The following is a 21,166-nucleotide window of genomic DNA, read 5'->3' as shown; positions in this document are numbered from 1 at the left end:
CCCCAGTCCCCAATCCCCAGTCCCTAATCCCCAGTCCCCAATCCAATTCACAACACCAACTTGTTGTAGAATGAGACTTGGCGTTAAAGCGCAAAATAACAGCTAAAGCGGGTTTTGCTTACCCGTGATGCAGATCATCCTCAACAAAACGCTTCTGAGACACGCCTAGAAGTGAACAAGTTCACTGAGCAGGCAATCATGGTGTAGATTTTTGTCATCATCAGATAGTCTCTTATTGGGTAAATCTCGTTTTTGGCAAGCTCTTTGGCAGAGTTTGTTTAACAAGTGGTTAGGATGAAAAACTAACTCACAATCAAAAGATCAGACCTGTTGCTAAAGCATTAGGTGAGTCTAATGTTGCTAATTGATCGACAACAAAGCCTGCATGGCAGGCTTTGTTCGTATAGCAGTTACGGAAGCATTCAACAGCCAGTCTGTACAGATGTGATCAAAAGTGTGACTGTTGCCAGCAGTCTATTTTTCAAAAAAGCTAATTCAGTAAGGGATGGCTGTGGAGATACTTGTGGAACAGGAAAAGCTAGGTGTAAATGTTGCTATGAAAGTTGGCGATCGCGTTCGTGTTAAAGAATCGGTAGTAGTTTACCACCATCCTGAACATCGCGGTCAGGGTTTTGACCTTAAAGGCTCAGACGGTGAAATTGTATCTATTGTCACCCAATGGCAAGGTAGACCTGTAAGTGCCAATCTGCCAATCTTAGTCCAGTTTAGTAAAAGATTTAAAGCTCACTTACGCGAGAGTGAATTAGAAATCATCTAAATCCCTCAGGAGCGGCGAAACCATCGGAAAATATTCAATTCGCCGCGCATTCTTTCTAGTTCTTGACGGTGTTGCATTGCTGTTGTATAATACCACTCACAATGTTGCCGAAATTCTGAGCGCTCCCTAACTTCATGGTAAAACTGGTGAGTTGTTTGATAAGCAGCAAAGGTTTCATCAACTTCGCTGGGAGTCGCAGGAATAATATAAGGTAAATTTTTAGACATAATATCAGGGAGTGCTGATTCCTGAGAAATTTAATAAAAGTCAAGAGTCAAGGGTCAAAGGTTAAAATCTTCACCTAGGAACTATGTATGTATAACCTTTGAATCAGATCTAAAAATCAAAGCTTTGTGACTATTGAAATTATAGCGATTGCAAATTAGACTTCCGAAATTCAAACTACTGCTTATACTACTCAAAACTTAGAACTCAGCACTGTCTAGAGCCAACCCCGCAAACTATATATAAACAAACCAACGTATTCTTTTAAAGCGCTGGTAAATTCGTTTAAATTATTAGTATCAGGTAGTAAATTCAAAATAGCGGATTTAGGGCTATTACCCAGTTCTTGCATTTCGCCTGCACTGACTAGAAAATCAGTAGGTGCTGGAATCGCATCAATTCCTTGACGCTGAAAAATTTTGAGCGATCGCGGCATATGCATTGCCGAAGTGACTAATAATACTTGCTTGATGTTACGCGATTGCAAAATTTTCTTGACATTTACGGCATTTTGATAAGTATTGAGCGATTCCGGCTCTTGCACAAGCGCAGTAGCAGGTATGCCAACAGACGTGAGAATATTTGCCATATCTGCCGATTCAGAAGTACCGCTACCACGCCAATCAATTCTACCGCCGCTAAGGATAATGATCGGGGCTTTTTGTTGACGATATAGTTGAGCAGCATAAATCACACGATCGCCCTGTTCGCTTAAATCAGCACCGGGACGGGGCCAAAAAGCCGATTTAGTAGCACCACCCAAAACCACAATAGCTTCCGCATTCGGTATTTGAGCAGTTGCAGTATTTTGCCATTCTAGCGATCGCACTAGTAAATGAGAGATCCAAGCATTGCTGCAAAATAGCAATAAAAATAGGGATAAAGCAATTGCGATCGCAGCCGTGCGCGGTCGTTTCCATATTGTTATTAATGCTACTACCAAGCTAATAGAAGCTAATCCCAGCGGATAGAAAAATAGCGGTAGCAACTTGGAGAGATATAAGAACATATTGGGGATTGGTAATTGGTAATTGGTAATTGGTAATAGGAAAAAATGACCTTTGACCAATTACCAAATTCTACCGTTCCCAAAACTTTAAATTGATACCTCCGGGTGTACGGCGGAAACGTCGAGCTATTTTTCTAGTGCGCCTAACATTGCTTCTAGGACTGGGTTGCTCGTCCTCAATTTCTTCTGTAGGTTCAAGGGGTAACTGAGTTCTAGTTTCTTCTTTACTTCCCCACCAAGCAATCATCCAGCCACCGCCCAAAGCACCTAATGCCCCTAATAAGATACTCATCGGTGCTGGATATCCTAACCAGCTAAAGCCAGCTAAGAACAATAACCAATATTTCAGCGCTGCATCAATCCCCTCGGAAGAGTCTACAGACTGCGGTTGAGCACTGTTCTTACCGGCTGCGGTGATCCAACCTAAGGTGAAACCGCCAATGATTCCTAAAAAGATACTGAGGGATAGCGAAGACCCTGTCATCTTTAATATCAGGGTTAAAATTAAGCCAAATATCAGTTGCGATAGGAAGTTTGGCGACATATTCATGAAGTCTTTTTTCTGTGCCATGAGATAAACCAGGCTATTAGTGAATAATTTCTTTTAATTGTGCCTGTTGTGGCTGAGTTGTATCCAAAATCTTAAGGTAGGGTTTTTCTGTCTCAGTAAATTCTTCAAATAGTTTAATTTGGGATGCTAGTAAATCGGCGGTAGCATCAGCAATGTCCCCAGTACGCTTCAGCAGACGTTCTTGTACAACTTCTAGCGGTGCTGTGCATTGAATAATCTGGAGAGGAATTTGGTGTTTTTCGGCTTGGGTAATTGCCTCTTGGCGTAGCTGTTGTTGGTCATATTTGGCATCCAAAATTACGGAAAAACCTTGATTAGCAAGTATAGTCCCTAATTCCAACAGCCGTGCATAAGTTTTCTGAGTCATTTCGGGTGTGTAGATTTCATCCCCGCCTCGTTCCATCAGGGGAATTCCCGCTAAGTGTTTTCTGACTGCATCTGAACGCAGGTGAATTGCGCCGATTTCACGGGCTAAAGACCGAGCTGTGGTACTCTTACCAGAACCAGACAAACCCGACATTAAGAACAGTTGCCCTTGTTTGGGTTTAGTATATTCCCAAGCTAGCTGATAATATGTGGCTGCGGTTTTTGTCGCCTGTTCTTTTACTGCATCTGGTACAGCTGGATCATCTAACAAAAATGAAGTGACTTTTGCTCTCACATAAGACTGACGAATTAAATATATGGGTAAAATCTGTAAGCCTTCCCAATCGCCAGTCTGTTCTACATAAGTATTTAAATAAGCATTACTCAAGTCTTTTCGCTGCTGTGCTTCTAAATCCATCACCGCATAAGCAATATCGAACATGACATCTACAAAGCGGAAGGGTTCATTAAATTCAATGCAGTCGAACAGCAGGATTTGATTGTGCCATAGAGCGATATTTCTCAGGTGTAAATCGCCATGACATTCGCGAATATAGTTATTTTTAATTCTGCTGGCAAATAATTCTCCTCGTTCTGCAAAAAAACGCTCAGTGTATGCTTTGGTTTCGTCAAACTGTTCCTGAGTTTGAGGCCCACCGATATATTTCTCGGTTTGCACGTAATTTTCATCAAACGCCTCCCGAACTTTAGGAACTTCACCAAAACTGCGAATATAATCATTTGTCTCAGTTTTGGCGTGATATTGCGCTACTATCCGTCCCAATTCTTCCAGGTGCGTTTCATTTAACTTACCTTGCTCAAATAGGCTGCTAAACAGCGCCTCTTGAGGAAACTGGCGCATCTTCAGCGTGTATTCTACAGCCTCACCTGTTCCTCCGAGATGGTATTGCTCGCTTTCTAGAGTTAGAGGTAAGACTTCTAAATACAATTCACCTGCACCGCGCTGATTTAAGCGCAATTCTTCTTGGCAAAAATGTTGTCGCTTTTCTAAGGTGGAGTAGTCTAAAAAGCCAAAATTCACAGGCTTTTTCAATTTATAAACATAATCACCAGTGAGCAGCACATAGGAAACATGGGTTTGAATCAGTTGAATAGGTTCTGAAACTGCATGAGGATAAAATCCTGGCTGCAACATTTGCTGAATTAAGGCGGGAAGAGTTGCTTCTGTCATATTTGTTGGGGAATGGGAATGGGGAATGGGGAATGGGTAATGGGGAATGGGTAATGGGGACAAGGAAGAAATTATCAATAGTCTTTGAATGTTGACTTTTGACAAGCACCAAATGCCCAATATCTAAAAACTATATCCTTAATATATAGATGTGGTTTTTATACTTCATCCTTGAGACTTCATCCTTCTACTGCCGCTGATAGCTTAACAAAAAACCAGGGTGTTACCCCTGGCATTATCAGCAATTATCACAAAATTTAGGTAGCAAAAAAGATGAAATATCTTCCGCAATTAGCTTTGAGGAGTGGCAAAAAAGCTGACGTGGTAGGTTGTACCTTTTGCGGGATGGGTTTGAACTTCCCGAACTATAGTTTTACCAGTCCACTCAAGCTCGGGAATGGTGAGTTCAACTTCTGTTTTGTTGACAACAGCGTGTTTGAGCAAGCGCTCAACGGTTTTTGCTTCAACTACTAAAGAAATTGATTCTGCGCCTTTGTGACCGTATAAATTAGCGGGAATTAATCCAGAACGACGCAAAGCTTTAGGCTTGCTGCCTTCTGGTCTGGTTTTAGATTCGACTGTGAGGCTCATACAAGTTGTTAGTGGTAATTTGTCAATTGTCAATTGTCATTGGTCAATTGTCATTTGTCATTTGCTGATGACGAAACGACTGATGACTAGTGCTAGGCGCTGAGTAAAGAGACAGGTGTACCGTCAGGCTGTAACAAAGCACGTTTTGGCCCGTGGATTGGGTCTTCTACAATTATGGTTTGATCGCGGCTAGCTCCTAAGGAGACAATCGCGATCGGGACTTCCATCAATTCTGCTAAGAATTTTAGGTAGTCTAGGGCTTGCTTGGGCAAATCTTCCAGGGTACGGCAGTTACTTGTCGAAACTTTCCAACCTGGTAAGGTTTTGTAGATGGGACGACAGCGAGCAAATTGACGCGCACTGGTGGGGAAGTGTTCGCAGCGTTCGCCATCAATTTCGTAGGCGACACAAACGTTGATTTCCTCTAGTTCATCGAGAACATCTAGTTTGGTGATTGCTATACAGTCCATACCGTTAATCCGTACGGCATACCGACCGATTACAGCATCAAACCAGCCGCAGCGACGCTTCCTACCAGTAGTTGTACCAAATTCAGCACCGCGATCGCACAACAATTCTCCCAATTCACCTTGTAGTTCGGTTGGGAAAGGCCCTTCACCAACGCGTGTTGTGTAAGCTTTCGACACCCCAATTACCCGGTCAATCATTGTCGGGCCTAAGCCTGTGCCAACGCAAGCCCCCCCAGCTACAGGGTTAGATGATGTGACGTAGGGATAAGTGCCATGATCTAGGTCTAGTAGCGTCCCTTGTGCGCCTTCAAATAAGATATTGCGCCGTTTGAGAATCGCATCATATATTTTCAGCGAACTATCAACGACGTAAGGCCGCAACCGTTCAGCATAACCCAAATACTCTTGAATTACCTCTTCTGGGTCAAGAGGAGGTAGGTTGTAAAGCTTTTCTAAAATTGCGTTTTTATAATTAATTGTCCACTCTAACTGATCGCGCAATCCTTCAGGGTCCATCAAGTCTAAAACTCGGATACCTGTGCGCTCAGATTTATCAGCATAGGTGGGGCCAATACCCCTTCCTGTAGTGCCGATTTTGTGGCTTCCCCGACGTTCTTCTGATGCCTGATCGATTAATCGATGGTAAGGCATAGTTACATGGGCAGTCTCGGAAATTAGCAGATTATTAGTAGAAATATTTAAACTTTCTAATTGATCTAGTTCTGCTATTAAAACTTTGGGATCGATGACTGTACCACAGCCGATAATGCATTCGGTATCTGGATACAAAATACCAGAGGGAATCAAATGTAACTTAAAGGTTTGACCTTTAACTACAATTGTGTGTCCAGCATTGACACCCCCTTGGTAACGGACAACTACATCTGCGGAGCGGCTGAGTAAGTCAGTTATTTTACCTTTTCCTTCATCGCCCCACTGGGCACCTATGACAATAACGTTAGCCAAGCTTTTATTTTATAGAGCTAAAGTTTCCACAAACAATTATTATTTACATAATATGTAACTTATGTCAAGAAAATTGCAAAATTCTCAATCCAACAAATTCATCACCTAGCAAACAGTAACCTATTCACTTAACCAGAGGTTATGAGTACATACTTACTCATGAGGTTATTTAATGGTTAGGCGTGAAAAGTTGTGAGCATCTCAAACAATAAATTATGGAATTAATGTTTGATTTTGGAAACTAATCAAAATCTTTCAATATCTCTAGCAGCTATTAATCATGCCCCAAACCTGATATCCACGCATTATTTGATAATTCTAGGATTTGGAATCCGCGAATATTCATCAATTATCAATAGTTATGCTGTAGAAAATCATTTAAGTAGTCAGTAGTTATGCTATTAACAGCTTCTATTTATCTAGCTGAAACAACTTGCGGATCAACAATAAATTTTGTATTATAGTTTTTAATACTAATAGTCGCAAATAATTGTATTAATCATCAATCATTTACACAAAAAAACTTGTCCCGATTTTCAATTCTGGAAAAATCTAAAAATTAGATTTCATCTAACTGAAAACCGCTAATAAAGTAACTTTTATAGCGGTTTTTCTGTCTCAGTAATCACCTAAAATTGCTAACAATGAATAATTCATACCACTATTCGCGATGGGATACATCTCAGTGTAAATATTAAAAATTGTCCTGTGTTCAAAGTGGTATCAAGATTTTTGACTGATCTTAGGTATTCAATTTTAAATTTACCGCATTGGGGATATCACCAGCATTGAAGGCGATCGCATGATGAAATGGTCTGTCATCCAAAAGCTGAAAGCAGTATTTATTCTAGTCTTGGCGGTTTTGTTTACGAATGCTGTAGTTTCCCATAGCACTACGATGCAACTGGTACAGAATTGGCAATTAATAACACACTCCCAAGAAATTATTACTCAAGTTCAAACGCTACTGACAACGCTAAACAATGCTGAAACGGCACAGCGTAACTACTTAATAACTATAAGCACAAATAACTTAGTAACCTATTTACAAGCAAGTCAACAAATTAATAATAATATTCAAATTCTCAAACAGCTCACTCAAGCGCAACAAAATCATCAATGGGTTGCTGTACTAGAACAAAAAATTACTGACAGACTCAACATCTTGCAAGCAGAAGTTGTTGTTTTGCAAAACCAAGGGTTTGATACTGCAAGGCAATCAGTGTTGTCTCATCAACAGGAAATGCTGAGTCATGATATCCCAAGATTTATTCATGAGTCTTTAGCAAGTGAGCAAAAAATATTACAACAGCGCAATCAGCAGTTACAAGTGACTTCTCGTAAGTCAATGGCGACATTTTTATTAGCTGCTATCATCGATTTTTTATTGGTGGCTTTGTTATATGACTTGTTATGGTGTTACATCAAGCGGCTTCAACAGACAGAATTAAATTTACGTCAAAGTGAGAATCGGTTGCGAGCAATTATTGATGCAGAACCAGAGTGTCTGAAGTTAATTGCTAAGGATGGTACCTTATTAGAAATTAATGCCTCTGGCTTGGCAATGTTGGAGCTAGAAAGTGCAGAAAATTTGATTGGGCAAGCATTTACTGCGACTATTTTACCAGAGTACCGAGAAGCCTTTGTATCTCTACATGAACGTGTTTGTCAGGGCTATAAAGGGAATTTAGAATACGAGATTGTCGGTAGTCAGGGTACTCGTCGTTGGTTAGAAACTCATGCTGTACCACTACATAACGAAGCTGATGGTACATTTTTGCATTTAGCGGTAACGCGAGATATTACCAAGCGCCAACAAGCAGAACAGAAAATTCGTGAACAGGCTGCACTTTTAGATGTTGCAACTGATGCAATTGTAGTCAGAAATATCCACAACCAAATATTATTTTGGAATCAAGGTGCTGAAGGCGTTTATGGCTGGAAGGCTGAGGAAGTTTTAGGTAAAAATGTGGTTGATTTGTTATACAAAGATAGTTCACCACAACTAGAAGATGCATTTTTAACAGTCTTACGTGCAGGTGAATGGCGCGGCGAATTGCAGCAACTTACAAAACAGGGGAAAGAAATTATTGTCGAAAGCCGCTGGACACTCATGCGGGATAGTCAGAATCAACCAAAATCAATTTTGAGTGTCAGTACAGAAATTACTCAAAAGAAACAACTAGAAGCACAGCTTTTGCGATCGCAACGGTTAGAAAGTATTGGTACTCTAGCAGGTGGGATTGCCCATGACCTTAACAATGTTCTAGCTCCTGTGCTAATGTCAGTTGAACTATTGCGGATGAAATTACCAGACCAACAAAGTCAACGCATTCTGCAAACCCTAGAAAGTAATGTTAAACGTGGCGCTAATTTGCTCAAGCAAGTGTTGTCTTTTGCTCGAGGTATTGAAGGCAAAAAGACAATTGTCCAAACTAGACTTTTGATACAGGAAATTGAGCAAATTATCCAACAAACATTTCCTAAATCGATTACCTGTCAAGTAGATTTATCAGCAAGTCTGTGGTATGTGTTTGGCAATACCACTGAACTGCATCAAGTGCTGATGAATTTGGTAGTGAATGCCCGTGATGCCATGCCCGACGGTGGTATCTTGAAAATTAGTGCAGAAAATGTGGTAATTGATGAGAAATCAACCCTAATTAATATTGATGCTCAAATAGGCGCTTATATTGCTATTTCTGTTAGGGATACGGGTACGGGAATACCACCAGAAATTCAAGAGCGGATTTTTGAACCCTTTTTTACCACAAAAGAGGTGGGTAAAGGTACAGGATTAGGACTATCTACAGCCATTGGTATTATTAAAAACCATAATGGTTTTGTCAATGTCAATAGTAAAGTTAACCAAGGCACAGAGTTTCAAGTATATTTACCAGCATTTAGTAATAGCACTCAACCTCTGCATACCCCCGAAATTGCAGCACCAACAGGAAATGGTGAATGGATTTTGCTAGTTGATGATGAAGCCGCCATTCGAGAAATTACCAAATCATCCTTAGAAAAACATAATTATCAGGTGTTAACTGCTAGCAATGGCATTGAAGCCGTAGCAATTTATGCTCAGTATCAACAGCAAATAAGCGTAGTGTTGCTAGATATGATGATGCCAGTAATGGATGGTGCGATCGCAATTCGCAAATTACAAACAATTAATCCTCATGTCAAAATTATTGCTTTGAGTGGACTATTATCCCCTCAGAACATCAAGGAAGTTACTGATATGGGTGTTAGTGCATTTTTATCTAAACCCTGTACTAGCAACGAGTTATTACAAACAATCGCTAGAATAAAAGTCCTTGGTTGTTGACTGTTAACTGTTGACTGTTAACCAATGAGTTAATGACAACTACTGAACATCGAAACAAATAAATTAACCTTACCTTTATACAATCTCCCTAAAGGTATAGATTTTTTTTCCCGAAGTTCTTGTTAAGATTAGTAAAATTTCTCCGGAAAACACCAATATGGCTTTATACGCTGAATTGCATCGGCATCTGGGCGGTTCGGTTGTACCTCGTGTGTTGTGGCGATATTTCGAGAGACATACGTCTGAGTTAATTTCCCGCTTTGCGAACTATCCAGAATTTGAAGAGTTTTATACCAAACCTCGTAATACCTTAGACGAGTATTTAGAATTACACACCTTGGTAGAAAGTGTACAGACTGTAGAAACTTTGCCTTACTTTATCTACCGATTGTTACGGGGTGCTTATATATTTGAGAATTTGGCTTATTTGGAACTGCGTTACACCCCCTATTTACGAACACCTGAACATTTAAGTCAATCCGAAAGAATTGACAAGATGGCAGAAATTGTTGAAGTTGTGGGTAAAGCCAGTCAGTTGGAAGAATATCCGATTGTGACTAGCCAAATTCTCTGTATGCACTCACGTTTACCTTATGAGGTGAATAAGGCCATTGTTGATTTGGCGGCACAAAGTAAACAGTATGTTTGTGCGGTAGATATCGCCGGTGGTGATAGCCACTATGCTGAACGTTTAGAAGAATGGCTGAATCTGTATGATTATGCCTGTTCTTTAGGTATTAACACCACAGGACATCTTTACGAAACTACTGCAGGTTGTTACACCGAACTGCTACCCTACCTGAAGCGGATTGGACATGGTATTCAAATTCCTCTGTTGTATCCTGAGTTACTGCCAGAGTTAGCGCAAAGAGGACAGTGTTTGGAAGTTTGCCCCACAACTTACATTAAAACTGGTACTTTACAGGATATCCGTCAACTAAAGTTAGTTTTTGACCGATGTTTTGACGCTGGGGTAGATATTGCAATTTGTACTGATAACGCTGGGTTACATAATGTGCGTCTGCCTTTTGAGTATGAAAATCTTTTGACATACGACATTATTAACTTTAAACAGTTGCAAGCTTGTCAGGATGCAGCTTTCCGTCATGCTTTTGCTTGGCCTCATGGCGAACGTCCTGCATCTCTGTTAAATGAATTGCTGAAACCGGAACCTCCGAAAGTTTTGGCAATGAGAGATTAATTCCGCAGCCAGTTTTGGATTTGCCCAATAGTCATAGATCCCCGACTTTTTGAAAAAGTCGGGGATCTGAACAACATGGCTTTAAAATTAATAAAAATTTTGTTGAAGAGTAAACAAAATTGCTTATTGTATTCAGTGCTGGCTTTTCGCCTACACTGTAATTTATGACATCTACTATTCACGCTTTACCGACAGAAGTCGTATATCTAATTACAGCTGGAGAGGTGATCGACTCTTTAGCTTCTGTCGTGCGGGAATTAGTAGAAAATTCCTTGGATGCTGGCGCGACGAGAATTGTTGTGTCTCTCTGGCCGCAGCAATGGCGAGTGCGCGTAGCCGATAATGGTTGCGGAATGAACTTAGATGATTTGCAAAAAGCCGCAGCCACTCACAGCACCAGTAAAATTTACACTTGTGCTGATTTATGGAAAATTAGCAGTTTAGGATTTCGGGGAGAAGCACTGCACAGTTTGACAAATTTGTCAAATTTAGAAATTTTGAGTCGTCCGGCTGGTGAAAATTGGGGATGGCGAGTTGTTTATAGCGATGGCGGAAAAGTTCAGCAAGTAGAAGTCGCTGCGATCGCACCTGGTACAGTGGTGACAGTATCTGATTTATTCGCCAATTGTGTAGCGCGTCGTCAGGGGTTACCAGTAGTTGCACAGCAAATGAAAGCTGTACAAACTGCAATTCAACAAATTGCCTTATGTCATCCCCAAGTTACCTGGCAAGTGCAACAAAATGACCGTGATTGGTTTACGATTTATCCGGCTAGCACCAGCAAAAAATTACTGCCGCAGTTCATACCCCAAGTTAAAGAAGCCGACTTCCAAGAAGTCAAACTAGCAATACCCCATCCAGCTAACTCAGAACTCAGAACTCAGAACTCAGAACTCACATTAGTGGTAGGATTACCCGATCGCTGTCATCGTCATCGTCCAGATTGGGTACGTGTAGCCATTAACGGCCGGATGGTGAAGTCAGCAGAATTAGAGCAAACAATTTTGGCAGCATTCCATCGCACATTACCACGCGATCGCTATCCCGTTTGTTTCTTACATCTTGATATTTCTCCAGACCAAATTAACTGGAATCGTAACCCAGCGAAAACAGAAATTTATCTTAATGAAATCGGTTATTGGCAAGAACAAGTGACTCAAGGAATTGAGCAAGCATTACGCCTCAGTTCTGCCAATATTAAAGAAGCCGTTCATATTACCCGCGTCAGTAAATTACTCAAAGCTGCGGAAGCTAAAGGCGGCTACAATTTTAATCCGAAAAATCCCAAAGATGAGGATCATACTCAGAACTCAGGATTGAGTACTCCTTATTCTTTAAAAGCTGTTGCTCAAGTTAGCAATACTTATATTGTGGTGGAACATTCTGAGGGAGTTTGGTTAGTAGAACAGCATATTGCCCATGAGCGAGTTTTGTATGAGCAATTATGCGATAGCTGGCAAATGATACCCATTGAACCAGCAATTATTCTTTATCAATTAACGCCAAAACAAGTTGCACAATTACAACGCATTGGTTTAGATATAGAAACCTTTGGCGAACAGCTTTGGGCGGTTCGCAATATCCCCGCAATGTTGCAACAACGAGAAGATTGTGCCGATGCTATTTTAGAACTGAGTTTAGGTGGTGATTTACAAGCCGCGCAAGTTGCTGTTGCTTGTCGCAGTGCTATACGCAATGGTACACCGATGAGTTTGCCAGAAATGCAAACTCTTTTAGATCAATGGCAACGCACTCGCAATCCTCGCACCTGTCCTCACGGAAGGCCTATTTATTTATCATTAGAAGAATCCGCTTTAGCGCGATTTTTCCGGCGTAACTGGGTGATTGGGAAGAGCCACGGAATTTAATTTTGATGATGAGAGCTATTTGATAAATTAAGTTAGTTTATTGTCGTCGTTGATTTTGCGGAATTTTGTAATATTAAGCAAATTTAGCAATCAAGTCTGAGTATGTAAGTAATCGGAATTCTGAACTTTATTGTTAGTGCAGATTAAATCCAGGGAATTCTAAAATAAGCAGACTTGATACCAATTTGAACAAGATATGACAAATAGTTAAGGAAACAATATTGTTGAGTCCTGACAAATCATTGATCTGTCACAAACATTATTTGGATTGGTATGAGAATCCTGCTTATACATCAAGATTTATAAGGGTGAAATATGACTAACAAAAATTACCACGGCAATAATCGGGATCAATCTTCTGTAGAGTTAGCTCTGATGGAATCTCAGAGTTCTTTGGAGGTAAAACTCAAGCATCTCAGAGATGCTTACGAGCAAGGCTTCATTGATGAAATTGCCTATAGCGCAAAAAGGTTGGAAATTGAAGAATTAATGCAAGCTTTTAATCAGTGTGTAGACACAGAAGAGAAACTGATAAAACTTCAGCACCTCCTTGATGAGGGAATTTTAACTCAAGGTGAGTTTGAGATGAAGAGATCTGAATTAATCCATGAGTCTTCTCACTCAGAAGTAGAAGTTCAAATTGCTAAACTCAATGCTGCTTTGGCTTGTGGAATTCTCAGCCAAGAAGAATATGAGATTCAGAAGTTAGCAATTAAACAAAAATCCGAACTGAGCAATCAAATCAAATAACTTAAAAATGCTAGAGATGCAGCAATTATTACCAATGAAGAATTTGAAAATAAAAAGTTGGCACTAATTGCCTAATACCAATTCTTTATGAGGCTGCATAGAATTCGATCCCCCTTGAAAAAAGGGGGAAACCAGAATACATCTACCAAAGTCCACACCACTTGCTAACCTGCGGGTTCCGCGTTAGCGGCACAAGTCGGCAAAGCCGCCCAACGCAGTGCTTCCCCCTTTTGAAGAGGTAGTTAGGGGGATCAAGATATGTGCAACTTCACATTAAATTGGTATAAGTTCCGAAATCCTTTGTACCTTCCTGTACATAAACACATTTAATACTTGTAATTATTAGCTTGTTGATTACACTCAAATGTTTTGAAATTTTGGTGGGGCAATTGCAGAAGTTTATCTATAGCAAGGTTTTGGGTACTCTAGCTAAAGGTCTATAAAAAGTTGCCCAGATTTAGATTTAGGGCAAGCATAATTATCATATAGAGTGTGTATCCAATTGCTATGACTAATCTAGGCAATAATCCTGAGCGCCCTGTTGGTAGATACCAAGATTTTCTCGATGCTACTTTTGGATCTGATATGACTCAATCAATGGAAAATCGTCATGCTGCTAGAGTCTTAGAAGCAATTGATTATGCAGACCAAGGAAATTATGCGGAAGCAGCAGATCTATTTTTAATGGCTTCTAACACAGCTACTACAGAGGCAGGCAAACGATACTGTCAAACTTTAGCAAAGGGAGCAATTGATGCCAACACTGCCTATGAAAATTTCCTTGCAAATGCTGCTTCTGTGACAAGAGCAAAAGAAAAAGCTAAGACATCATGGAATACTTTAAGTAAAGAATTATCTGTTTACTTGAATTTCTTGGGAGTCTACTTTTGCGAACGTAAAAAATACTCGGAGGCAATTCAATACTATGATCTAGCAATCAAGATCAATCCAAGTTATGCAATGGCATACTTTAGCCGTGGTGGTGCTAAAGCAGATTTGCGTCTCTTTGATGAAGCTATTCATGATATTAAAAAAGCTGTACAACTTTTTTCTGACCAGAACGACCTACCTAATTATGAAAATGCTCAAAAGATTCTGCAACAGATCCAAAGTGCTAACTCTAATTTAGGTAGAAAACAAGTAGGAAATAGCAACCAGTTACAAGAAAATGTATTTAAGAAGGATTTTGGGAGCTATGAAAAATTGCTGTATCACGCTGCAAAGCTTAAGGCTCTCTCAATACAAATAGCCAGAGAATTTCCAACAACGCCTCAACCCAAACAAAAAGAGTTAGCAGCGGGTTTACTCTTTAAATATCTTGAAGATAAATATGATGATCGGGAGAGAAAATATACTGATTTAGATAGAGAATTTATGAAAGCAATTTGTTTTCAACAAGGTCTAGATTTAAATCAATATTATGCCAGAAATAAATCATTTAAGAACTTTTTCGCCGGATTATTAGTTGGAGGATTGATAGTGTATATAATTCTTAAGTGGATGTTTAAATAACTTTCTATTTAATAAACAAATTATGCTGATCATAGTATCTCTAAAAGTTGCTGTTAGCGACTCAACCACAGTGCTAACATAACTTAAAGAAATTAAGACTAATGTTATGTTTATTAAATTAAGTTATAACCAAGCTTTTTGCAAGGAACAAGTGATCGCAAAATACTCAGACTGAATTAGTTTTTGATTTGGTGGGTAAGAGCAAGCGTAAACTGAAGACAATACACTCAACGTAACCCTATGGACTGGCAATCTCGAATCACGATTGATCCTAATATCCTTGTCGGCAAACCCATTATCAAAGGGACTCGCCTTGCTGTCGAGTTTATTATCGACTTGCTTGCTCAAGGCTGGACAACCGATGAAATTCTCCGCAATTACCCTGGTATTACCCTTGAGGATGTTCAAGCCTGCCTCAGCTATGCCAGCGCCACCCTCAAAGCGGAAAAAGTCTACGCCTTTCCTGCATAGCCTATGCGATTTCTTGCCAACGAGAACTTCCCATCTGATGCTGTAGAAGCCCTTAGGCAACAAGGGCACGATGTTGTGTGGATTCGCACCGATGCGCCTGGGATTACCGATCCTGAGGTGTTGAGTCGCGCTCAAACCGAAGATCGCATTCTCCTGACCTTCGACAAAGACTTTGGTGAACTCGCCTTCCGTTCAAAGTTACCAGCGACCAGTGGAATTATCTTGTTTCGGATTAAAGCTCCTTCGGGCGCAGTTGTGGCTCAAAAAGTTGCGACTGCGATCGCATCTCGAAACGATTGGGCCGCTCATTTCAGCGTGATTGAAGATGATCGCATCCGTATGAGACTCTTGTAAAAACGCTTGCTATAGATTTAAAGTCCAAGCTTTGGCAAGAACAAGCGATCGCAAAATACACAAAATAGACTCGATCTAGTGAGTAGAATAATTCAAGGTGCGTTACGCTACGCGATAACACACCCTACTGATTTGTGCCCTATTTCCTATTTCAATCTCCCAAATAAATACCTAAACCACGCGCAGTTTTCACTAAAGTATCCCCTGGATTGACGGCGCGATATTGAGCGATCGCTTCCGCAATTGGTATAGTAAAAACTTGGCGATTTTGCCAGGCAACCATGTGATCGTATTTACCTTCATCAATAAGATTGACCGCAGCTACGCCAAAAGCTGCTGCTACTAAACGATCTAGTGGTGAAGCTGTTCCACCTCGTTGCAGGTGTCCTAAAACTGTAACGCGTGTTTCTGCACCAATGCGATCGCTAATTTGATCGGCTAAGTATTGACCAATACCACCATAGCGAGATTCTCCAGCACGATTGGTCATTGTTACACATTCACCATCTTGAGTCCGAACTGCTTCAGAAACAATAATTAAACAGTAGTTTTTGCCTTGTTCTTGGCGATGTTTAATTTTGTAGCAAATCTGATCCATGTCGTAGGGAATTTCGGGAATTAAAATTACATCTGCTCCCCCAGCAATTCCCGCAGCAATCGCAATGTGTCCGGCATCACGTCCCATCACTTCTAAAATGATCACTCGACTGTGAGATGCGGCGGTGAAATGTAACCTATCCAATGCTTCTGTGGCAATATTTACTGCTGTATCAAAACCAACGGCGTGTTCAGTAATGCCAATATCATTATCAATGGTTTTGGGAATCCCGACTAAATTAATCCCGCCTTGTTGTGCCAAGCGCCGCAAAATCGCCAAACTACCATCACCACCAATGCCAATCAAAGCATCTAAACCGAGTTGATGATAACCTGCAATGATGTCTTCGGAGCGATCGCATAAACTACCATCAGGCATGGGAAATGCAAATGGATCGCCTTTATTTGTGGTTCCTAACATTGTGCCACCAGCAGTTAACAGTGGGTCAACTTGGTCAATTTCTAGTTTTGTGTATTCTGGTGGACGCGCCATCAATCCTACAGTTGCTTGACGAATTCCCAATACTTCCCAACCTTTTCCCGAAGCACAATGAACTACAGATCTGATCACTGCATTCAAACCAGAACAATCTCCGCCACTGGTAAGAATGCCAATCCGCTTAGATTTCCCCATATTTTTTTCGAGTTTCCAACAAGAAATCAGTAAGCCGGCAAGAATATTTCAAGGTTAAGGAAATTAAAATTTAGCAATTTTAGGTGCATTTGCTTATTGCATAATGCATCTATTTCTACTCCTACAAATCTTCTTATCAACTTACCCGTATTTAGTAGATTAAACTATCTGTGAACACAAAAATCAGATTATGTTTAAAACCAATTAATTAAGGGAATACAAGCGAAATATGTAAAGCTTTGTATGAGATAATTTCCGGATTTTTACTTTTTTATATCTTTCTTAATAAGCGAATTTCTATATATTTTAGGACTTACGCAAGTATCATATTTTTCCCGCAGTGGTTGTCCAGAGTCAAAAGGAATTACTGCGTTCATTCGCCAGACTTGTACCGCTAACGCGGAACCCGCAGGGTAGCAACTGGCGTTCCAAAGTCTAATTTTTGACCATGTCATGCCCCGAAAATATTTGTGCTGCCTCAGTCCTATTATTGATGAATAGCTTTTGAAGTTAGTAGTTGCATTGATTTTTTACAATATGTGACAAAAGTAATATTGTTCACAAATTATCTACATAAAAGGAAATATTTATCTTATTCTTACTGTTATTTTGCTATAACTATACTTGTTACTATTAATACAGCAAGCACAGATTCCAAACTGATATTAAATGTTGAGGCATCTACCTATGAAATATTTTCTTTTAATTTCCTTAGTTTTGATGGGTGCGATCGCAGGAACTAAAAATGCCTATGCTCAACAAGAAAATTTAATGCCCACAATGATGGAACCAGCTAATTCTGCTGTTGTAGAACCTGTGACAGATGTACCCAACCAAGCGGTGAATCTGATGACAGAAGCAGCAACAATTAATAATAAGTGGCAGAATGTGATTATTCAACCAAATAATAGTTTATTGCCAACTAATAATAGAATTTCTCGAATCGAAGAGCAAGGATGTCAAAAAGTCAATCCTTTAGATTTCTTGAAAGATCCAGCAGCTGCGTTTGCAAAATGTCAGCAGCCAAACAATAATCCTACACCTCGCAATAGCAGCGAACCGATAGAATATTTGAAAGTGCCTAAACTTGATTCTGGCTTGAGTGTAACTGTAACGCAATTTTAAGTAGAGTGTTGCAATTGAAAATAACTGACAAGGGCTGTCATTAGTCATTAGTAAGCGTTTTAAGCGTATTTATGCTGAGTTGCAACAGACGCGATTCATCGCGTCTGTACAAGAGTCAAAAGTCATTATTCATTTCTCCCCAATCCCCATTACCCCTTATCCCCAGAGGGGCCCTGAGTTCCCCAGTCCCTAACCCCTATCACCGTTTCACCAGTGCAACGATCGCAGCGATTAATTTTGACGGATCGGCGGGTTTTGCGATATGCAGTTGAAATCCCGCCGCAAATACCTGTTGTTGTGTGGTTTCTGCGGCGTAGGCGGTGAGGGCGATCGCGGGAATTTCTTTTCCTTGCTGGGCTGGCATACTGCGGATTTTACGGATTAAGGCGTAGCCATCAACTTCTGGCATACCTAAGTCGCTTAATAATAAATCGGGTTTTGATTGAGCGATCGCAATCAGTGCTTCGTTGGCTGAGGCGGCGCTGGTGACGATTGCACCATGCTGTTCTAATAAAAAGGCGAGAAATTCTCTTGTATCTACATCATCGTCTACAACTAATACCTTGATTGCTTCTAATGGGGCATAAGGTACAGATAAAGAATAGGAATCTTGTGATAAATCGCTATCTCTAGCTGATAATCTTAGGGTTTTTGGTAACGCGGGTAGAGAAACTGTAAATGTTGCGCCTTTGTCTTCTCCAAGACTTTCTGCCCAAACTCTACCACCATGTAATTCTACAAGTTGACGCACAATCGCTAAACCTAATCCTAATCCCCCCGATCTACGGGTGATTGTACTATCGGCTTGGCGGAAATATTCAAATACATGGGGTAGAAAATCTGGACTAATACCTTTACCTGTATCGCTGACTTGAATTTCTACTTGTGAATCTATTTGTTGTAATTTAACTTCTATTTCTCCACCAGATGGAGTGAATTTGATGGCGTTAGAAAGCAAATTCCACACTACTTGTTGCAATCGGCTACTATCACCTTTTACCTGTGCTACTTTACGATCTAATTTGAGATGAATTTGAATAGATTTGGCTTCTGCTGCTAATCTGACTGTTTCTAAAGCTGCTTCAATTGTGGTGGCGAGATTCACTGTTTCTAAATTTAAGCCGAGTTTACCTCGCAAAATACGCGAAATATCTAACAAATCATCAATTAACTGTGCTTGTAATTCGGCATTACGTTCGATAGTTTCTACAGCGCGTAGGGTAGTTGTTTCATTTAAATTACGTTTTTTGAGTAACTTCGCCCATCCTAAAATTGGATTAAGAGGCGATCGCAATTCATGAGAGACAATAGCAAGAAATTCATCTTTGATGCGGTTTGCGGCTTCGGCGGCTTCTTGCGATCGCTGGCGTGCTTCTGCTTCTGCTAATGCTTGATCGCGCACGTTTTTATATTCTTGAACACGGAAGGTGAGTTCGGTAACATCTTGAATGGAAAATAATGCATAAAAATCACCATCAGCTTCTACAGCAGTTACTGTGGTGTGCTGAATGCGATATTTTTCTTGGGGTAACGGTACGGGAATAATATATTGATGTAATTGCGAAGAAAATATTGTAGGCGGGCCACCTTGAAAAATTTGCTCTAAGCGATGAATGTAGCGCGGTTGATTAAGATGGGAAAAATATTCCAGAATTGAATTACCTAAAATCCGACTGCGGGGAATTTGTGTCCATTCTTCTAAACTGCTATTCCAGAATAAAACACTGTAGTCTGACTGTAGAACAAAAGCTCCTAAAGTAATTTTATCTAGCAGGGCGAATTTTTCTTGAGCTTGTTCGATTCTATTCATATCATCATCAGACTAAATTTAAAAATTTATACTATTTTTTGTAAGATTTTTTCGCTTCATGATACTCCCATTTCCTGATTAATTATTTGAATTAAGGTATCAAATGTATCTAATTCAAATATTAAAATGATATCTCCAATTAGTTCTAATTGCTCAATCGTAAATCTTGCTTGTGCTAGCAAAATTTTTGACTCGCTCACATTGGCAGATGCTAATAAATTTTCAATTTTATCTTCTAAATAAACAGGTATTGTGTAACTCATGTGCTGTCTCAACACATTACCTATTGAACCCATTACCCCATTAATTACAATATTACCGATTTCGCTTAATGTGCCAATTTTAACTGCATCCAAATCAGTTGAATCTGGGTTTTCACCAGTCAAAACTGCTACTAATGATGAGGCGCTGTCAGTTGGGAAAATTAAGCCAGCTGTACCGTAAAAGGGGCCTGTAAAGCCGAGTCTCACAGCGGCTAAACTATCATCATGAAATCGTAAAGCTAATTCTTCATAGGCATCCACAGCTGTTAATACCTTGACAAAAGGAATTTCTAGACGAATGTGAGAGTTTACCATTTCATTGAGTAAACTTGCTGCCCTACCAACTCCAATATTAATTAATTCTTGGAGGGCATCTAATTGTTCTGCTGTCACATTCATCTTGGCTTTATTCCTTGGTATTGAGAACTTGCTGAACTGCTGCGCGCAATTCACTTTCTTTTGGCGGTTTGTTAATAAAGTTAACTGCGCCTAACTGATAACTTTGATTGCGTGAGCCATCTTGAATATCTGCTGAGATGATAATGGTAGGAATTTTTAATTGTTCATCTTGGAGAGCTTGCAAAAATTCAAAACCATTCATTTCCGGCATTAAAATATCAGCTAACACACAGTTTGGCTGATGCTTATGCACCATTTCTAACCCCTCGCGTCCATTACTAGCTTCGAGGATTTCATAACCATCTACTTGCAGAAACTTGCGAATCATTCTGCGAGAAAATGCTGCATCATCGATAATTAAAACCAAAGCCATCAACTTTACCCTTTTGACCTGCGACTTCCTGAAATTGCAAAATTAGTCTCTTCTTGAATTATCCGTAAAAATTCAGCTAATTTCTCAAAATTTATCTTTAGTTAATACAGCAGTTTTTACTCAAGTATAAGCAAAAATATGATATTGATAATTTTCTATAATTAAAACTTGATATCTTGCACAGTTAATTTATTGCCATTGGCGCTTTTCGCACTCCAGATAAAATTTTTGGATGTGATATTTGTTATTACCAAGATTGGTATCACATTTATGGCATGAAGATGCATTCACAAACACACTTTATTGATAT

The 21,166-nt window shown here is 39.9% G+C and carries 19 protein-coding genes; 9 read left to right on the top strand and 10 right to left on the bottom strand.

Translation table 11 applies throughout. From position 1 onward, the window contains the following. Nucleotides 1-505 precede the first annotated feature (505 nt). On the top strand, nucleotides 506-778 hold the full coding sequence (locus tag HGR01_RS12465; protein WP_045871656.1) for a ferredoxin-thioredoxin reductase variable chain: 273 nt from the start codon (nucleotides 506-508) through the stop codon (nucleotides 776-778). 5 nt (nucleotides 779-783) lie between these two features. Here HGR01_RS12465 and HGR01_RS12460 read toward each other — a convergent pair whose 3' ends face one another. From HGR01_RS12460 to HGR01_RS12435, 6 genes are all read right to left on the bottom strand, one after another. Next, nucleotides 784-1,005 (bottom strand): hypothetical protein, encoded by a 222-nt coding sequence (locus HGR01_RS12460; RefSeq protein WP_045871657.1) that lies wholly within the window; start codon nucleotides 1,003-1,005, stop codon nucleotides 784-786. A 215-nt stretch (nucleotides 1,006-1,220) separates the two neighbouring features. Next, on the bottom strand, nucleotides 1,221-2,012 hold the full coding sequence (locus HGR01_RS12455) for a YdcF family protein (RefSeq protein ID WP_045871658.1): 792 nt from the start codon (nucleotides 2,010-2,012) through the stop codon (nucleotides 1,221-1,223). Nucleotides 2,013-2,082: 70 nt separating this feature from the next. Then, nucleotides 2,083-2,583: a hypothetical protein gene (locus tag HGR01_RS12450; protein WP_045871659.1), complete on the bottom strand. Its 501-nt coding sequence runs from the start codon at nucleotides 2,581-2,583 to the stop codon at nucleotides 2,083-2,085. Between the two features lie 16 nt (nucleotides 2,584-2,599). Beyond that, nucleotides 2,600-4,141, bottom strand: a complete 1,542-nt coding sequence (locus tag HGR01_RS12445) for an AAA family ATPase (protein ID WP_045871660.1) — start codon at nucleotides 4,139-4,141, stop codon at nucleotides 2,600-2,602. Nucleotides 4,142-4,432: 291 nt separating this feature from the next. Beyond that, the gene (gene rplY / locus HGR01_RS12440) at nucleotides 4,433-4,732 is read right to left on the bottom strand and encodes a 50S ribosomal protein L25 (RefSeq protein WP_045871661.1); all 300 of its coding nucleotides are present in this window, start codon (nucleotides 4,730-4,732) and stop codon (nucleotides 4,433-4,435) included. A 92-nt stretch (nucleotides 4,733-4,824) separates the two neighbouring features. Then, a complete protein-coding gene (locus tag HGR01_RS12435; protein WP_045871662.1) occupies nucleotides 4,825-6,168 on the bottom strand; it encodes an adenylosuccinate synthase in 1,344 nt (447 codons plus the stop codon). An 802-nt stretch (nucleotides 6,169-6,970) separates the two neighbouring features. Between HGR01_RS12435 and HGR01_RS12430 the strand changes: the two genes are divergently transcribed. The 7 genes from HGR01_RS12430 (at nucleotide 6,971) to HGR01_RS12400 (ending at nucleotide 15,655) form a co-directional block, all read left to right on the top strand. Beyond that, complete coding sequence (locus HGR01_RS12430) at nucleotides 6,971-9,499, top strand: PAS domain S-box protein (RefSeq protein ID WP_052335265.1); 2,529 nt, start codon at nucleotides 6,971-6,973, stop codon at nucleotides 9,497-9,499. Nucleotides 9,500-9,656: 157 nt separating this feature from the next. Continuing rightward, entirely contained in the window at nucleotides 9,657-10,700 is a 1,044-nt protein-coding gene (locus HGR01_RS12425) for an adenosine deaminase (RefSeq protein WP_045871664.1), read from the top strand. 164 nt (nucleotides 10,701-10,864) lie between these two features. After that, complete coding sequence (mutL, locus tag HGR01_RS12420) at nucleotides 10,865-12,568, top strand: DNA mismatch repair endonuclease MutL (RefSeq protein WP_045871665.1); 1,704 nt, start codon at nucleotides 10,865-10,867, stop codon at nucleotides 12,566-12,568. A gap of 315 nt (nucleotides 12,569-12,883) precedes the next feature. After that, on the top strand, nucleotides 12,884-13,318 hold the full coding sequence (locus tag HGR01_RS12415) for an SHOCT domain-containing protein (protein ID WP_045871666.1): 435 nt from the start codon (nucleotides 12,884-12,886) through the stop codon (nucleotides 13,316-13,318). Between the two features lie 507 nt (nucleotides 13,319-13,825). Further along, on the top strand, nucleotides 13,826-14,830 hold the full coding sequence (locus tag HGR01_RS12410) for a tetratricopeptide repeat protein (protein ID WP_052335266.1): 1,005 nt from the start codon (nucleotides 13,826-13,828) through the stop codon (nucleotides 14,828-14,830). Nucleotides 14,831-15,070: 240 nt separating this feature from the next. After that, complete coding sequence (locus HGR01_RS12405) at nucleotides 15,071-15,301, top strand: DUF433 domain-containing protein (RefSeq protein WP_045871667.1); 231 nt, start codon at nucleotides 15,071-15,073, stop codon at nucleotides 15,299-15,301. A gap of 3 nt (nucleotides 15,302-15,304) precedes the next feature. Next, nucleotides 15,305-15,655: a DUF5615 family PIN-like protein gene (locus HGR01_RS12400; RefSeq protein WP_045871668.1), complete on the top strand. Its 351-nt coding sequence runs from the start codon at nucleotides 15,305-15,307 to the stop codon at nucleotides 15,653-15,655. A 151-nt stretch (nucleotides 15,656-15,806) separates the two neighbouring features. Here the strand turns inward: HGR01_RS12400 and HGR01_RS12395 are convergent, their stop codons facing one another. Further along, nucleotides 15,807-16,886, bottom strand: coding sequence for an ATP-dependent 6-phosphofructokinase (locus HGR01_RS12395; protein ID WP_045871669.1), 1,080 nt, complete (start codon nucleotides 16,884-16,886; stop codon nucleotides 15,807-15,809). Between the two features lie 687 nt (nucleotides 16,887-17,573). Here HGR01_RS12395 and HGR01_RS12390 point away from each other — a divergent pair. Continuing rightward, nucleotides 17,574-18,011: a hypothetical protein gene (locus HGR01_RS12390; protein WP_052335267.1), complete on the top strand. Its 438-nt coding sequence runs from the start codon at nucleotides 17,574-17,576 to the stop codon at nucleotides 18,009-18,011. 199 nt (nucleotides 18,012-18,210) lie between these two features. On the opposite strand, the gene HGR01_RS12385 is transcribed toward HGR01_RS12390, so the two are convergent. The 3 genes from HGR01_RS12385 to HGR01_RS12375 are packed head-to-tail and all read right to left on the bottom strand — an operon-like array spanning nucleotide 18,211 to nucleotide 20,856. Then, a complete protein-coding gene (locus HGR01_RS12385; RefSeq protein ID WP_045871670.1) occupies nucleotides 18,211-19,821 on the bottom strand; it encodes an ATP-binding protein in 1,611 nt (536 codons plus the stop codon). A gap of 56 nt (nucleotides 19,822-19,877) precedes the next feature. Beyond that, nucleotides 19,878-20,483 (bottom strand): chemotaxis protein CheC, encoded by a 606-nt coding sequence (locus HGR01_RS12380; protein ID WP_045871671.1) that lies wholly within the window; start codon nucleotides 20,481-20,483, stop codon nucleotides 19,878-19,880. A 7-nt stretch (nucleotides 20,484-20,490) separates the two neighbouring features. After that, complete coding sequence (locus HGR01_RS12375) at nucleotides 20,491-20,856, bottom strand: response regulator (protein ID WP_045871672.1); 366 nt, start codon at nucleotides 20,854-20,856, stop codon at nucleotides 20,491-20,493. Between the last annotated feature and the right edge of the window lie 310 nt (nucleotides 20,857-21,166).

The sequence above is a fragment of the Tolypothrix sp. PCC 7712 genome, assembly GCF_025860405.1.
Classification (GTDB): Bacteria; Cyanobacteriota; Cyanobacteriia; order Cyanobacteriales; family Nostocaceae; genus Aulosira; species Aulosira diplosiphon.
The sequence above is the reverse complement of the archived record's forward strand: the minus strand, read 5'-3'. Positions and strand labels throughout refer to the sequence as shown.